Here is a 13,511-nt window from a genome sequence, read left to right as displayed (position 1 = left end):
GACTGTCGTCATTTTGAGCCGACTGTTGCTATAGTAGCGCCATGTTGCCGATCCTGCGCCGGGGCCTGACCCTGATCCTGCTGTGTTTTCCCCTTCTCCTGCCGGCGGGCGAGCCCGTCTTTACCCTCGATGCCGACGTCTGGACCCGCCCCCGGGATGCCGGTTCCCTGGTGGCCGAACCGGCCCTGCGCAGCCTGCTGTCCCGCTACGAGTCCCGGGGTGGCGGGCAGGTGATCCTGCGTCATCCTCCGGGTGAGCAGGGCCGGCTGTGGGCCGCCGAACTGCAGGACTGGCTGGTGGCGTTGGGCATCCCTTCCGCCGACATCATTCGGATCGCGGGGGAGGGCCTGACCGGCCGGATGGAACTGTCTCTGCAACCCCTACCCTGAACCGCGATAGCCAAGGGAATTAACGTGACGATTGCCGCTGCCATTCAAATGGCCTCGGGGACCAACCTGAGTGCCAATCTTCAGGAAGCCGGACGCCTGATTGCCCAGGCCGCCCAGGCCGGTGCCCGCCTGGTGGTCCTGCCGGAGAACTTCGCCCTCATGGGGATGTCCGAACATGACAAGGTGGGTGTGCGGGAGGCACCGGGCCAAGGGCCGATCCAGGATTTCCTGGCGGAGCAGGCCCGACGTCACGGGATCTGGCTGGTGGGGGGGACGGTCCCCATGGAATGCCCGGATCCGGGCAAGGTGTACGCCGCCTGCCTGGTTTACGACGATCAGGGACGGGTGGTGGGCCGTTACGACAAGATCCACCTGTTCGACGTGCATCTGCCGGACAACGACGAGCACTACGAGGAATCCGAGACCATCGTCGCCGGTGACCGGGTGGTGGTGGTGGAGACCCCCTTCGGGGTGATGGGGCTGTCGGTCTGCTATGACCTGCGGTTCCCGGAACTGTACCGGGGTTTGCTGGACCAGGGCGCGGAGATCGTGGTGCTGCCGGCGGCCTTCACCGCCGTGACCGGCCGCGCCCACTGGGAAGCCCTGGTGCGCGCGCGGGCCATCGAGAACCAGGTCTATGTGGTGGCCGCGGCCCAGGGTGGTTATCACGTCAACGGTCGCGAGACCCACGGAGACAGCATGGTGGTCGATCCCTGGGGCAATGTGCTGGATCGTCTGCCCCGCGGTTCAGGGGTCGTGACCGGCACCCTGGACCGGGAGCGGCAACAGTCCATCCGACGCAGTTTCCCGTCCATCTACCATCGCCGACTGTCCTGCAACCTCTAACGAGACACTGACCAAAGGCCCTGTTCATGACCCAAGCCCTGGATACCGCCCGCCTGCATCTGCTGGAACCCGCCGGCCTCACCGAGGCCGACCTGGACCGGGTGCTCGGGACCCTGTGCGGTCCCGGGCTGGATGGGGGCGACCTGTATTTTCAGCTTTCCCGCCATGAGTCCTGGATGCTGGAGGACGGCATCGTCAAGGATGCCGGCTACAACATCGAGCAAGGGGTGGGGGTACGCGCCCTGTCCGGCGACAAGACCGGTTTTGCCTATTCCGACGAGATTCTGCTGCCCTCCCTGATGGAGGCGGCGCGCGCCGCTCGGGCCATCGGCCGGGATCATCGTGACGGCACGGTGCCGGTGCGTCGGCGGGAGGCGGGACACCGCCTGTATCTGCCGGTGGACCCCCTGGGGACCCTGGACGAGAATGCCAAGATCGATCTGTTGCAGCGCCTGGACGCGGAGGCCCGGCGTCAGGATCCCCGGGTGAGCCAGGTGATCGTCAGCCTGGCCGGGGTCCATGAGGTGGTGATGGTGATGCACACCGACGGTACCGTGGCGGCGGATGTGCGGCCCCTGGTGCGCCTGAACGTCCATGTCATCGCCGAGGACGCCAAGGGGCGCCGGGAGCAGGGCACCAGCGGCGGCGGTGGGCGCAGCGGTTACGAATTCTTCCTGGATCAGGATCGGGGCCTGGGCTATGCCCGGGAGGCGGTGCGTCAGGCCCTGGTGAATCTGGAGGCGGACGAGGCCCCGGCGGGCACCATGACCGTGGTGCTGGGGTCCGGCTGGCCCGGCGTGCTGCTCCACGAAGCCGTGGGCCACGGCCTGGAAGGTGACTTCAACCGCAAGGGTACCTCGGCCTTCAGCAACCGGCTGGGGCAGAAGGTGGCGGCATCCGGGGTGACGGTGGTGGATGACGGCACCCTGGCCGGGCGGCGCGGCTCACTGAACGTGGATGATGAAGGCATCCCCACCCAGTCCACGGTGTTGATCGAGGACGGCATCCTCAAGGGTTACATGCAGGACCGGCTCAATGCCGGGCTGATGGGGCTGGCGCCCACGGGCAACGGTCGCCGCGAGTCCTATGCCCATCTGCCCATGCCCCGCATGACCAATACCTACATGCTGGCGGGCGCCCATGACCCGGGCGAGATCATCGCCTCGGTGGACAAGGGGCTCTATGCGGTGAATTTCGGCGGTGGTCAGGTGGACATCACCTCCGGCAAGTTCGTCTTCTCCGCCTCGGAGGCCTATCTGATCGAAGGCGGCAAGGTGACCCGGCCGGTACGGGGCGCCACCCTGATCGGCAACGGTCCCGAGGTCATGAGCCGGATTTCCATGGTGGGCAATGACCTGGCCCTGGATACCGGCGTGGGCACCTGCGGCAAGGAAGGTCAGAGCGTGCCGGTGGGGGTCGGACAGCCGACCCTTCGGGTAGACGGCCTGACGGTGGGCGGCACCAGTCACTGACCCTCTGGCGACGGGCCGTCCGATGTCTGCATCGTGTCGGACACCAGGCGGAACAGGGCCCGGGATGCCCCGGGACGTTGCGAGCGGGCGTCGGCGGCCAGTGCCGCCAGGCGCTTGCGGTTCACCCGGGGATACTCGTCGCAGAAGGTGGCCAGCGCCGTTTCCCCCTCGGTGATCAGGCGGTCCCGCCACTGCTCCATCCGGTGGAACCGTCGGGCCTGGGCACGGCGTGCCGCCTCCCTGGCCTCGATGGCCGCCTGGATGGGGCCGATGTCCACCTGACGCATCAGCTTGCCGATATACTGGCGCTGTCGTCGCAGGGCCTCCTTGCGCAGGCCGCGGCAGTGGCGGAGGGCGTCCAGCAGGCGTTCCGGCAGGTCCAGGGCCTTGAGGTCCGCCTCGGAAAGCTCAAGCAGGGCCTCGCCCAGGTCCTTGGCGGCCTGAGCCTCCCGTTTGCGGGCACCGCGGCTGGGGCGGTCGAATTCATCCAGTTCATCATGGGTCGTCATGGGGCATAGTGTATCCCGAAGACGCCCTTCAACGAGCATCACCCACACCCATGACCAAAGGAGATCTCATGTCCGAACCCCAGACCCCGGTTCTCGATGCGCAGGCGCTGGAACAGCTCGTCGGGCAGGTCCTGGACGAGGCCCGTCGCGCCGGGGCCACGGCCGCCGAGGTGGCCGTCAGCCACGATACCGGCCTGTCGGTCAATGTCCGCCTGGGCGAGGTGGAAACCCTGGAGTTTCATCGTGACCAGGGTGTGGGCGTCACCGTCTACATCGGCCGGCGCAAGGGTTCCGCCAGCAGTTCCGATCTGCGTGCCCGATCCCTGCGGGAGGTGGCCGAGGCCGCCTGCCGGATCGCCCGCTATACCGCCGAGGATCCCTGTGCCGGCCTGGCCGACGCCGGGCTCATGGCCCGGGACTATCCCGCCCTGGATCTGGATCATCCCTGGGACCTGGAGGCCGATGACGCCATCGAGATCGCCCGACGCTGCGAGGCCGCGGCCCGCGCCGAGGATGCCCGGATCGTCAATTCGGAAGGCGGCAGCGTGAACACCTTTCGGGGCACCGCCATCTACGGCAACACCCATGGCTTCGTCGGCGGCTACGCCGCCACCCGGCATTCCCTGAGTTGCTCCGTGCTGGCGGGGGACGGCGGCACCATGGAGCGGGATTACTGGTACACCGTGGCCCGCGAGGCCGGTGCCCTGGAAACCCCCGAGTCCGTGGGGGTCGAGGCCGCCCGCCGGGCGGTGCGCCGTCTCAATGCCCGGCGTCTTTCCACCCGCCGCGTTCCCGTGCTCTATGCCCCGGATGTGGCCCGTTCCATGCTGGGGCATTTCGTCGCCGCCATCCGCGGCAGCGCCCTGTATCGCAAGTCCTCGTTCCTGGTGGACCGGCTGGGGGAGCGGATCTTTCCTGAGTTCGTGCACATCCACGAGCAGCCCCACATCCCCCGCGCCCTGGGCAGTGCCCCCTTCGACGGCGAGGGGGTGGCCACCCGGGCCAGGGATCTGGTCCGTGACGGCCGTCTGGAATCCTATGCCCTGGACAGCTACTCTGCCCGCAAACTGGGGATGGAAACCACGGGGAACGCCGGCGGCGTGCGCAATCTCACCATTGACCCGGGCACCGGGGATGCCCGGGCCCTGCTGCGGGAGATGGGCACGGGGCTGCTGGTGACCGAACTGATCGGTCACGGCATCAACATGGTCAACGGCGACTATTCCCGGGGCGCGGCCGGATTCTGGGTGGAAAACGGCGAGATCCTGTACCCGGTCTCGGAGATCACCGTGGCGGGCAATCTCAAGGACATGTTCATGAATCTGGTGGCCGTGGGTTCGGACGTGGACTTGCGCGCCAATATCCGGACCGGTTCCCTGCTGATCGACGGGCTCACCGTCGCCGGCGACTGACCCGAACCCGACCGGTTCCACAGCAATCCCACCCACGGTCTTGTTACCATAAGCCCTTCTCCCCTTGTGGGAGAGGGGGGTGGGGTGAGGGGCGGTCGTGGTTGCCGGGTTACCCTCTCCATTTCGCGATCATCCGGCCGGGGGAGCCATCGCATGCGCAAGACCAGGGACAGCATCATCTGGATGAGCGTCTTTCTGCTCGCGGTCATGGCGGCCGCGTTGCTGCTGTCCGGTCCCCTGCTGGCAGCCTTTCTGGCCAATCCAGCCTTCAATGGCATGATCCTGTTCGTGCTGCTGGTGGGACTGGTGGTGAACTACCGGCAGGTACTGATCCTCAATCCCGAGGTGCGCTGGATCGAGGCCTTCCGCGCCAGTGATGCCCCGGAGGCCGCCCAGCTCCCCCGTACCCGGCTGCTGGGGGCCATGGCCCGCCTGCTGACCGGGCGGCGCGGCGACCAGTTCACCCTGTCCACCGTCTCCATGCGCACCCTGCTGGATGGGATCCGGATGCGCCTGGACGAGTCCCGCGATCTGTCCCGCTATTTCATCGGTCTGCTGGTTTTCCTGGGGCTTTTGGGGACCTTCTGGGGTCTGCTGGATACCCTGCGGGGCGTGGGTGCGGTGATCTCGGACATGGGTATCGGCGGCGAGGACATGAACGGGGCCTTTGCCGCCCTGCAGAGCGGTCTGGAGAAACCCCTCTCGGGGCTGGGGACCGCCTTCAGCTCCTCCCTGTTCGGGCTGGCCGGCGCCCTGGTGCTGGGCTTTGTGGACCTGCAGGCGGGTCATGCCCAGAATCGCTTCTATAACGAACTGGAAGAATGGCTTTCGGGCCTCACCCGCCTCTCCACCGGCGCCCTGGTGTCGGAGGGGGAGGGGACGGTCCCGGCCTATATCCAGGCCCTGCTGGAACAGACTTCCGACAGCCTGGACAAGCTCCAGCGCCTGATGGCCCGGGGGGAGGAGGAGCGCCGGCTCACGGACCAGCGGCTGATCGCCCTGACCCAGGAAGTGGCGGAGGTGGCCCAGTTGGTACGCGGCGAGCAGAAGGCCATGCTCGGGCTGGCCCGCACCCAGTCGGAGCTGCAGGGGGTGCTGGAGCGATTGGCCGAAGCCACCGGCGCCCGTTCCGACAGTGAGCAGGAGATGAGCCGGCACCTGTCCGGGGTGGCCGATACCCTGTCGGAGCTGCGGGTGCAGCTGGGCGAGGACCGAGGGCATTTCATCAGCGTGCTGCGTGACGAGGTCCGCCTGATGACCCGCACGGCGGCCCGCCTGGGGGAAGGGGGGCGGGAGCGGGAATGATGATGCACTGTCCAGCGACACCCTCCGGAGCCTGCTGACCCCCCATGCTGCCCTCCAGTCGCCGCCGCAGTCGTGCCTCCCTGGACATCTGGCCCGGGTTCGTGGACGTGCTGGCCACCGTGGTGTTGGTCTTCGTCTTCCTGCTCATGCTGTTCGTGGTATCCCAGTTCCATCTCTCCGATGTCCTGCTCCAGCGGGACCAGACCGTGGAAACCCTGCACCAGCGCATCGGCGAGCTGTCCCGGACCCTGGCCCTGAAGGAGGCGGACAACGCACGCCTGGAAGGGCGCATCCACGCCCTCACCGCCACCCTGCAGACCACCTTCGAGGAGCGGGAGGCCGCCTTGCAGGCACGGGATGCGGACCGTCGGCTGCTGATGCAGGTCCAGGAAGACCTGACCCGGGAGCGGGTCCTGGGGATGGAAGCCCAGACGGACCTGGCGCAGTTGCAGTGGCAGCTGGAGCAGGTGCAGTTGCAGCTGACCGCCCTCAATCAGGCCCTGGAGGCGCGGGAGGCGGTGATCGTGGCCCAGCGGCTGCAGGTGGAGAACCTGGGTGAGCGCCTGAACCTCGCCCTGGCGGACCGGGTGCAGGAACTGGCCCGGTATCGCTCGGAATTTTTCGGGCGTTTGCGGGAGTCACTGGCGGACGTGGAGGATATCCAGATCGTCGGCGACCGTTTCCGGTTCCAGTCGGAGTTGTTCTTTGCCTCGGGTTCCGCCGATCTGGAGGCGGCGGGGCAGGCGCGGCTGGACCGGGTGGCGGTGCTGGTGCGGGAGATCGAGCAGCGCATCCCCGCGGACATCGATTGGGTGCTGATGGTGGAGGGGCATACGGATCGGCGCCCCATCCGCACCGAGCAGTTTCCGTCCAACTGGCAGCTTTCCACCGCCCGGGCGCAGCGCATCGTGGACTACCTGATCGATCGCGGGGTGGCGCCCCGGCGCCTGGCGGCGGCGGGGTATGGAGAGTTTCACCCCCTGGACCCGGCGGATACGCCGGCGGCACTGGCCCGCAACCGGCGCATCGAGATGCGCCTGACCAGCGCGCCGGAGCAGTGATCCCAAGCGTGTGGGGAGGGCCTTACGGCCCGAACACCCGGTCGCCCAGCCCCCATTTGCCGGCCAGGGTCTCGGCGGCATTGAGTATCTCTTCCGTGCGCGAGGGATGATTGAAGACCCCCCGGGCGATCCAGGCCAGGGCCGTGTCCCGGTCCGGGGCCAGGGACAGCAGATGGATCAATTCTCCGGCCTGGGCACCCAGAATCTCGCCCCCCAGCAGGGCGCCGGTGTCCATGTCCGCGATCAGGCGCACAAAGCCTTCGGTGTCATCCTGGCCCAGGGCGCTGGGGGACGTCGCGAAGGCGGCAAAACCCACCGCCGGTTCGTGTCCGGTGTCTTCCGCCATGGTTTCATCCATCCCCAGGCGGGCCAGTTCCAGGGCGCTGTAGACCACCATGGGCACCCGCAGCGGGTCCAGGTGTCGTGCCTGCCCGTCCCGGATGTGGCCGATGACGGTGGTGGCCTCGGCCAAGGCATGATTGGCGGTCATCCATTCACAGGCCACGTCGCCAATGGCGTAGATGTGAGGGACATCGGTTTGCAGCTGCCCGTTGCGGCGGATGAATCCCCGGTCGTCGGTGCGAATCCCGGCCTGCTCCAGCGCCAGCCCCTCGGTATGGGGGCGGCGTCCCGTCCCCAGGCAAACCCAGTCCACGGCAAGGGTCTCATCCCCTGTCAGGTGTAGCCGGACGTCATCATCGGTCACCGTGATCGCCTCGAATCCGATGCCGCTGCGCAGGTGCAGCCCCTGCCGTGCCAAGGCCTGGGTCAGGGCATCCCGGGCCGGCCGGCTCAGGGGCAGGCGACGCAGCATGGGGGAACGGGCCAGCCAGGTGACCTGTCTCCCCAATTGACTGAAAATATAGGCAAACTCGGTGGCCACCACGCCGCTGCCGATCACCGCCACTCGCTCGCCCGGCGGCGGTGGGGCGTCGAACAGCATGTCCGTGGTGAGCACCTTGCCGGGGATGGCCTTGAAGGGGGCCGGTATCTGCGCCTGTCCGCCGGTGGCGATGATGACATGGTCGGCCCGGACCCGCTGGGCCGGCCGGTCGGGATGCGCCACCGACAGGTGTTGCGGATCCAGGAAGCGGGCGTGGCCGTCGAGTCGGGTCACCTTCAGGTGATGCAGGTAGTCCAGGTAGCGGGTCCGGATGCCGTCGACCACCCGGCGCTGATGCGCCCAGGCCCGGCCCAGGTCCGCCCGCAGTGGCCCATCAAGGCCGCGCCCGGCAAAGTGCGCCTGGGCCGCCATCAGGCGGGCGGTGTGATACCAGTCCTTCTTGGGCACACAGCCCCGGTTCAGGCAGCATCCGCCCCAGTCGGCCTTTTCGATGATGACCACGGACAGTCCCCGCAAGGCCCCCAGCACCGCCGCCCGGTAGCCGCCGGGGCCGGAGCCGATGACGGCCAGATCACAGGCCAGAACCGGGTCAGCGGTTGTCATGCCACTCCACCGACTGGATGGTCAGGACCAGCCGCTCACCGTCCTCCAGCTGTTCCAGGCGGACCGGCAGATAGTTGAGGCGGGGGGCGAACCAGGTACTGACGGTGGTATCCCGTTCCTCGTTGTAGCGGGTGACCGGGATGGCCTCCACCGCACCCATGGGGGTGTCGATGGTTTCGGGGGCTCCCACCGTGAATTCGTAGGTCCGGATGCGGTTGCGCTCGACGATGGTTTCCGTGAATTCACGCTGTCCGCTCCAGACGTCGTGGATCATGGAGAGCTGCAGGGCGAAGCGGTCGATGGCCCGGTCGGGAATGTCCAGCTCGAAGGCCCGGCCATTGTGGGTGCCGCTGGCCTTGAGGGCCTCCCAGTCGAAGCGGATCTCGGTGCGCCGGTCCCGGCTGGCGCCGGTATGACTGTAGAGGTATTCCTCGCTGCGTAGCCCGGCGGGGGTCAGTCGCAGGATGCTTTGCTCAATGATCTCGTCGTTGCGCACCCAGGACAGCATGCCGGTGGGCCGGACCCGGGCCCGATAGCGCAGGCGCTCCCCCTCCCGGGTCAGGGTGATCCTGGCCACCACCGACAGCCCCATCTTCTGCGCCCGGTATTCCGCCGTGTAGGAGGGCGGGACAAAGGGCAGGGTCTGGGCCTGGGCCGCCGGGACCAGCGCGGCCGCCAGCAGGGCGGTCAGCACCAGTGCGATCAGCGGTCGATGTCGCCGGATGCGATGCCGATCAGTCGTTCGCGGCGGGTGATTGAAGGGGAGCCTGCAAGGGTTGTTCATCAAACCATACCTGTCCGTTGCGAAGTGTCAGCCGACCCTGGCAGAACCACCGGACCACCTGGGGATAGGCCTGGTGCTCCTGTTGCTGTACCCGTGCCGCCAGGGTCTGCGGGGTGTCATCGGGCAGTACGGGTACGCTCGCCTGCAGGATGACCGGCCCGCCGTCCAGTTCCGTGTTGACGAAGTGGATGCTGCAGCCATGCTGTTGGACACCGGCCTCCAGGGCGCGTTCATGGGTGTGAAGACCACGAAAGTCCGGCAACAGGGAGGGATGGATATTGATCAGGCGACCTTCGTAATGGGCCACGAAGGCCGGGGTGAGCACGCGCATGAAGCCGGCGAGCACCACCAGGTCAGGCTGATGGCGGTCTATTGCCGCCATCAGGGCCTGATCGAAGGTGCCCCTGTCGGGGAAGTCCCGGTGATTGATCACCTGGGCCGGGATGTCGGCGCGACGGGCCCGGTCCAGTCCGGCCACCTCGGGACGGTTGCTGATCACGGCCCGGATCTCGCCGTGGATGCGGCCGTCGGCCGCGGCATCGATGAGGGCCTGCAGATTGGTGCCGGAGCCGGAGATGAGGACGACGATACCGGGTAACGGACTCCGACGCATCAGCGGGTCAGCTCCACGCGGGCTTCGCCTTCAGCGGCCGCGATGCCGCCCAGGCGCCAGCAGTCGATGCCGGCCTGGGTCATCAGGGCCTCGGTGGCGGCCACGGCAGCCTCCGGCAGCACCAGAATCATGCCCACACCGCAGTTGAAGGTGCGCAGCATCTCCCGTTCCTCGATGCCGCCGGCCTGCTGCAGCCACTGGAACACCGGGGGCCTTGGCCAGGCCTGGGGATCCACTGTTGCCACGGTGCCGGCGGGCATCACCCGGGGCAGGTTCTCCAGAATGCCCCCGCCGGTGATATGGGCCAGGGCGTGGACGGGCTGCTGGCGCAGCAGCGCCAGCAAAGGCTTGACATAGATGCGGGTGGGGGCCATCAGGGCGTCACCCAGGGTGACCTCGCCGCAGGGGCTGTCCAGGTCCGCGCCGGTGATTTCCAGCAGGCGGCGGATCAGGGAATAGCCGTTGGAGTGGGGGCCGGAGGAGGCCAGGCCCAGCAGGACGTCACCCGGGCGGACCTGGCTGCCGTCGATGATGCGGGCCTTTTCCACGATGCCCACGGCGAAGCCGGCCAGGTCGTATTCGCCGGGTGCATACATGCCGGGCATCTCCGCGGTCTCGCCACCCACCAGGGCGCAGCCGCTCTCGGCGCAGCCATCGGCGATGCCCTTGACCACGTCCGCCGCGGTATCCACGTCCAGGCTGCCGGTGGCGTAGTAGTCGAGGAAGAACAGGGGTTCGGCGCCCTGAACGATGATGTCGTTCACGCACATGCCCACCAGATCGATGCCGATGGTGTCGTGGCGGCCCAGTTGCTGGGCCAGCTTGAGCTTGGTGCCCACGCCGTCGGTGCCGGAAACCAGGACCGGCTCCTTGTAATCCGCGATGGGCAGTTCGAACAGGGCGCCGAAACTGCCCAGGCCCGCCATGACACCGGGGCGACGGGTACGCTGCGCATGGGGCTTGATGCGTTCCACCAGGGCGTTGCCCGCGTCGATGTCCACGCCGGCATCACGGTAGCTGATGCCCTGGGTGGGAGGAGTGTTTTTCTGGACCATGGAAAACTCTGACCTTGCGTGGGAGGGTGCAATGCGCTGATTGTGGGCCGGGTCGCCATGGGAGGCAATCGCCGGGCAGGATGTGCCCGGCGGTATTTTCGGCCCGCAGGGCGGTGATGTTACCAAGGGAGGGCGGGGCAAGCCATCTTCGCGGGTCGGTTGACACGGGCGAAAACCGCGACCGACGGGCTTGGCGCCAGGTCATTTGTGCTATTTTAACGGGTCCGACGCCTGCAGCCCTAGTCCCGAGCACAATGATGAGAACCCTGGTTTCACTTCGCTTGCTTGCTACGCTGTTCCTGTTGTCGGCCCTGGCGGCCGCCCCGGTGGTCGGGATTGCGGACACCGCTCCAGTTCTTGGGGAAGCCGAGGTGAGCGTGGCCTCCCGGGACCGCCCCGAACGCATGGAAGGTTTCAACCGGGCCCTGGCCCAGGTGGTCGTCCGGCTGACCGGGCGTCGCGACATGCTCGATGATTCCCGGGTCCTTGCCTTGCTTGAGCAGGCACCCCGTCACGTCCAGCAATATCGTTATCTTGACGGTCCCGACGAGGCCACCAGTCTGCTCTGGGTGCGTTTCGATGTCGGTGCGGTGGAACGGCATCTGCTGGAGGCGGGACTGCCGGTCTGGTCCGGGGATCGACCCGCCCTGCTGGTATGGCTGGGAGTTCAGGATCGACAGGAGCGCCGCCTGGTGTCATCGGCCGATGATCACCCCGCAAGATCCGCCCTGGAGCGGACCGCCCGGGAACGGGGGTTGCCGCTGCTGTTTCCGCTCATGGACCTGGAAGACCAGGGCCGCGTGACTCTGGCCGACGTGATGGGGGGATTCCATGAGCCCGTGATGGGGGCATCCCGTCGTTACGGTCCCGGCGGCGTTCTGGTGGCCCGGGTACAGCCTTCCGGCAGCCGCTGGCTGGCTCGAATGCAGCTCTATGCCGGCGAGGAATCCGCCCAGTGGCAGAGCGAGGGCGAGGATCAGGATGCCGCAATTGCCTCGGTCATGCATCAGGCGGCGGATCACTTGGGGCGGCGCCTGGCCGTTGCCGGCCTGCAGGTGGAGCGGGGCGGGGTCATGGTCAGTGTCGGCGGCGTGGACTCCCTGGCCGACTATCTTCGGGTGGTCAACTACCTGGGTGACATGGCCGTCGTGTCCCGTTTGCGGCCCCATGGCCTGACGCCGGACCGGGCCCTGTTCCTGGTCCAGGTGCGGGGTGGCGTGCGCGATCTGGAACGTGCCGCCCTGCTGGGCTCCACCCTGGTACCGGAGGCCGCGGAGGCCGCGGAGGCGGCGGTGGACGGTATTGAAACCATCGGCTTCAGGTTATTGCGGTGAACTTGCGCCAGCTACCCAATGCCATCACCCTGATGCGGATCGCGTTGACGGGACCCATCATCTGGGCCCTCGCCACCCATCAGTACGTGCTGGTGCTGTGGCTGCTGCTCATCGCCGGTCTGTCCGACGGCCTGGATGGCTGGCTGGTCCGGCGCTACGGCTGGTATACCAAGCTGGGGGGGTATCTGGACCCCCTGGCGGACAAGATCCTCATGATGGGGACCTATTTCACCGTTGCCTGGACCGGGTTGCTGCCCTGGTGGCTGGTCGGGCTGGTGGTGGCGCGGGATGCCGTGATCGTGCTGGGGGCCATGGCCTTTCGGGCGGTGACCCGCAGCCTGGAAATGCAGCCGCTGTTCATCAGCAAGGCCAACACCTTTTTCCAGATCGTGCTGGTGCTGTCGGTGATCGTCAATGCCGGCGTACTGGCGCTGCCGGCCTGGTATCTGGACGGCATGTTGATGCTGGTGCTGTTCACCACCATCAGCAGCGGCCTGGCCTATGTCTTCACCTGGGGGCGCAAGGCCTACCTGCACTGGCGCTCAACGGCATGAATCAGGCGCATCCGGCCCCATTGCCGAGGGGTTCATGGCCCGTCAGCTGACCCTGGACGTCACCCTCCGTGACGGTACGGACTTCGATACCTTTCACCCGGGGGGGCAGGCCCTCGTGCCCGAAGCGGTCAGGGGGCTGGCGCGGGGCACGGGAGAGCGGCAGCTGTACCTGTTTGGTGACCCTGGTGCGGGCAAGACCCACTTGCTGCATGCCGCCTGCCATGAGGTGGCGGAATGGGGCGGGCGGGTGGCCTACCTGCCCATGGGTATCACCGCCGGTGCCGGCCCGGACCTGCTGGAGGGCTGGCAGGGCGTGGACCTGATCGCTCTGGACGACCTGGACCGGATGCCCTGGGAGCCCGATCTGGAGCAGGCCCTGTTCAATCTGATCAACAGCGTGCGCGACACGGGCGGGCGCCTTCTGATGGCGTCGCGTACCGCGCCTCAGTCCCTGCCGGTCGCGTTGCCGGACCTCCGTTCACGCCTGCTGTGGGGGGCGGTCTTTCAGTTGCGCGTGCTGGGCGATGCGCATAAATGCGAGGCCCTGATGGCGCGGGCCCGGCGGCGCGGATTCGATCTGTCTCCGGAGGTCTGTGACTATCTGCTGCGCCACCATCGTCGGGACCTGCCTTCCCTGATCGCCCTGCTGGACCAACTGGACAGGGAGTCCCTGGCCACCCGGCGCCGGGTGACGGTGCGGTTCGTCAAGCATATTCTGGGGGGTGTCTAG

The 13,511-nt window shown here is 67.5% G+C and carries 14 protein-coding genes; 9 read left to right on the top strand and 5 right to left on the bottom strand.

From position 1 onward, the window contains the following. Nucleotides 1-41 precede the first annotated feature (41 nt). Genes ACLF6L_RS12545 through tldD form a run of 3 tightly spaced genes read left to right on the top strand, consistent with a single transcriptional unit; the run spans nt 42 to nt 2,707 of the window. The gene (locus ACLF6L_RS12545; protein ID WP_008931196.1) at nt 42-389 is read left to right on the top strand and encodes a hypothetical protein; all 348 of its coding nucleotides are present in this window, start codon (nt 42-44) and stop codon (nt 387-389) included. Nucleotides 390-437: 48 nt separating this feature from the next. Next, nucleotides 438-1,235: a carbon-nitrogen hydrolase family protein gene (locus ACLF6L_RS12540; RefSeq protein WP_008931195.1), complete on the top strand. Its 798-nt coding sequence runs from the start codon at nt 438-440 to the stop codon at nt 1,233-1,235. 26 nt (nt 1,236-1,261) lie between these two features. Next, nucleotides 1,262-2,707, top strand: a complete 1,446-nt coding sequence (gene tldD, locus ACLF6L_RS12535) for a metalloprotease TldD (RefSeq protein WP_238615718.1) — start codon at nt 1,262-1,264, stop codon at nt 2,705-2,707. Here the strand turns inward: tldD and yjgA are convergent. Continuing rightward, the gene (gene yjgA / locus ACLF6L_RS12530) at nt 2,701-3,216 is read right to left on the bottom strand and encodes a ribosome biogenesis factor YjgA (protein WP_412851797.1); all 516 of its coding nucleotides are present in this window, start codon (nt 3,214-3,216) and stop codon (nt 2,701-2,703) included. The genes tldD and yjgA overlap by 7 nt on opposite strands. A 68-nt stretch (nt 3,217-3,284) precedes the next feature. Here yjgA and pmbA point away from each other — a divergent pair, with 68 nt between their 5' ends. The 3 genes from pmbA (at nt 3,285) to ACLF6L_RS12515 (ending at nt 6,994) form a co-directional block, all read left to right on the top strand. Further along, the gene (gene pmbA / locus ACLF6L_RS12525; RefSeq protein WP_238615720.1) at nt 3,285-4,628 is read left to right on the top strand and encodes a metalloprotease PmbA; all 1,344 of its coding nucleotides are present in this window, start codon (nt 3,285-3,287) and stop codon (nt 4,626-4,628) included. A gap of 153 nt (nt 4,629-4,781) precedes the next feature. Continuing rightward, nucleotides 4,782-5,933, top strand: coding sequence for a flagellar motor protein MotA (locus ACLF6L_RS12520; protein WP_238615721.1), 1,152 nt, complete (start codon nt 4,782-4,784; stop codon nt 5,931-5,933). 44 nt (nt 5,934-5,977) lie between these two features. Next, a complete protein-coding gene (locus tag ACLF6L_RS12515) occupies nt 5,978-6,994 on the top strand; it encodes a peptidoglycan -binding protein (RefSeq protein WP_008931190.1) in 1,017 nt (338 codons plus the stop codon). A gap of 22 nt (nt 6,995-7,016) precedes the next feature. On the opposite strand, the gene ACLF6L_RS12510 is transcribed toward ACLF6L_RS12515, so the two are convergent. The 4 genes from ACLF6L_RS12510 to purM are packed head-to-tail and all read right to left on the bottom strand — an operon-like array spanning nt 7,017 to nt 10,893. After that, nucleotides 7,017-8,441, bottom strand: a complete 1,425-nt coding sequence (locus ACLF6L_RS12510) for a dihydrolipoyl dehydrogenase family protein (RefSeq protein WP_412851796.1) — start codon at nt 8,439-8,441, stop codon at nt 7,017-7,019. After that, a complete protein-coding gene (locus ACLF6L_RS12505; protein ID WP_412851795.1) occupies nt 8,428-9,225 on the bottom strand; it encodes a DUF3108 domain-containing protein in 798 nt (265 codons plus the stop codon). The genes ACLF6L_RS12510 and ACLF6L_RS12505 overlap by 14 nt, the downstream gene beginning before the upstream one ends. Further along, a complete protein-coding gene (gene purN, locus ACLF6L_RS12500) occupies nt 9,176-9,838 on the bottom strand; it encodes a phosphoribosylglycinamide formyltransferase (RefSeq protein WP_238615724.1) in 663 nt (220 codons plus the stop codon). Before purN ends, ACLF6L_RS12505 begins: the two co-directional genes overlap by 50 nt. Further along, nucleotides 9,838-10,893 (bottom strand): phosphoribosylformylglycinamidine cyclo-ligase, encoded by a 1,056-nt coding sequence (gene purM, locus ACLF6L_RS12495; protein WP_238615725.1) that lies wholly within the window; start codon nt 10,891-10,893, stop codon nt 9,838-9,840. Before purM ends, purN begins: the two co-directional genes overlap by 1 nt. Before the next feature lie 281 nt (nt 10,894-11,174). Between purM and ACLF6L_RS12490 the strand changes: the two genes are divergently transcribed. From ACLF6L_RS12490 to hda, 3 genes are read left to right on the top strand one after another with little or no spacing between them, the layout of a single operon-like run. Further along, nucleotides 11,175-12,227, top strand: coding sequence for a DUF2066 domain-containing protein (locus tag ACLF6L_RS12490; protein WP_412851794.1), 1,053 nt, complete (start codon nt 11,175-11,177; stop codon nt 12,225-12,227). After that, nucleotides 12,224-12,781, top strand: a complete 558-nt coding sequence (locus tag ACLF6L_RS12485; RefSeq protein WP_008931184.1) for a CDP-alcohol phosphatidyltransferase family protein — start codon at nt 12,224-12,226, stop codon at nt 12,779-12,781. The genes ACLF6L_RS12490 and ACLF6L_RS12485 overlap by 4 nt, the downstream gene beginning before the upstream one ends. 34 nt (nt 12,782-12,815) lie before the next feature. Further along, nucleotides 12,816-13,511, top strand: coding sequence for a DnaA regulatory inactivator Hda (gene hda, locus ACLF6L_RS12480; protein ID WP_238615727.1), 696 nt, complete (start codon nt 12,816-12,818; stop codon nt 13,509-13,511).

The sequence above is a fragment of the Ectothiorhodospira shaposhnikovii genome, assembly GCF_047222355.1.
GTDB lineage: Bacteria > Pseudomonadota > Gammaproteobacteria > Ectothiorhodospirales > Ectothiorhodospiraceae > Ectothiorhodospira.
The sequence above is the reverse complement of the archived record's forward strand: the minus strand, read 5'-3'. Positions and strand labels throughout refer to the sequence as shown.

Excerpts from the sequence above, each read along its gene's own strand:
- pmbA (WP_238615720.1), top strand. The coding sequence starts at position 3,285 with ATGTCCGAACCCCAGACCCCGGTTCTCGATGCGCAGGCGCTGGAACAG.
- ACLF6L_RS12520 (WP_238615721.1), top strand. The coding sequence starts at position 4,782 with ATGCGCAAGACCAGGGACAGCATCATCTGGATGAGCGTCTTTCTGCTC.
- purM (WP_238615725.1), bottom strand. The coding sequence starts at position 10,893 with ATGGTCCAGAAAAACACTCCTCCCACCCAGGGCATCAGCTACCGTGAT.
- purN (WP_238615724.1), bottom strand. The coding sequence starts at position 9,838 with ATGCGTCGGAGTCCGTTACCCGGTATCGTCGTCCTCATCTCCGGCTCC.
- tldD (WP_238615718.1), top strand. The coding sequence starts at position 1,262 with ATGACCCAAGCCCTGGATACCGCCCGCCTGCATCTGCTGGAACCCGCC.
- ACLF6L_RS12510 (WP_412851796.1), bottom strand. The coding sequence starts at position 8,441 with ATGACAACCGCTGACCCGGTTCTGGCCTGTGATCTGGCCGTCATCGGC.
- ACLF6L_RS12505 (WP_412851795.1), bottom strand. The coding sequence starts at position 9,225 with ATGAACAACCCTTGCAGGCTCCCCTTCAATCACCCGCCGCGAACGACT.
- ACLF6L_RS12545 (WP_008931196.1), top strand. The coding sequence starts at position 42 with ATGTTGCCGATCCTGCGCCGGGGCCTGACCCTGATCCTGCTGTGTTTT.
- yjgA (WP_412851797.1), bottom strand. The coding sequence starts at position 3,216 with ATGACGACCCATGATGAACTGGATGAATTCGACCGCCCCAGCCGCGGT.
- ACLF6L_RS12540 (WP_008931195.1), top strand. The coding sequence starts at position 438 with ATGGCCTCGGGGACCAACCTGAGTGCCAATCTTCAGGAAGCCGGACGC.
- hda (WP_238615727.1), top strand. The coding sequence starts at position 12,816 with ATGGCCCGTCAGCTGACCCTGGACGTCACCCTCCGTGACGGTACGGAC.
- ACLF6L_RS12515 (WP_008931190.1), top strand. The coding sequence starts at position 5,978 with ATGCTGCCCTCCAGTCGCCGCCGCAGTCGTGCCTCCCTGGACATCTGG.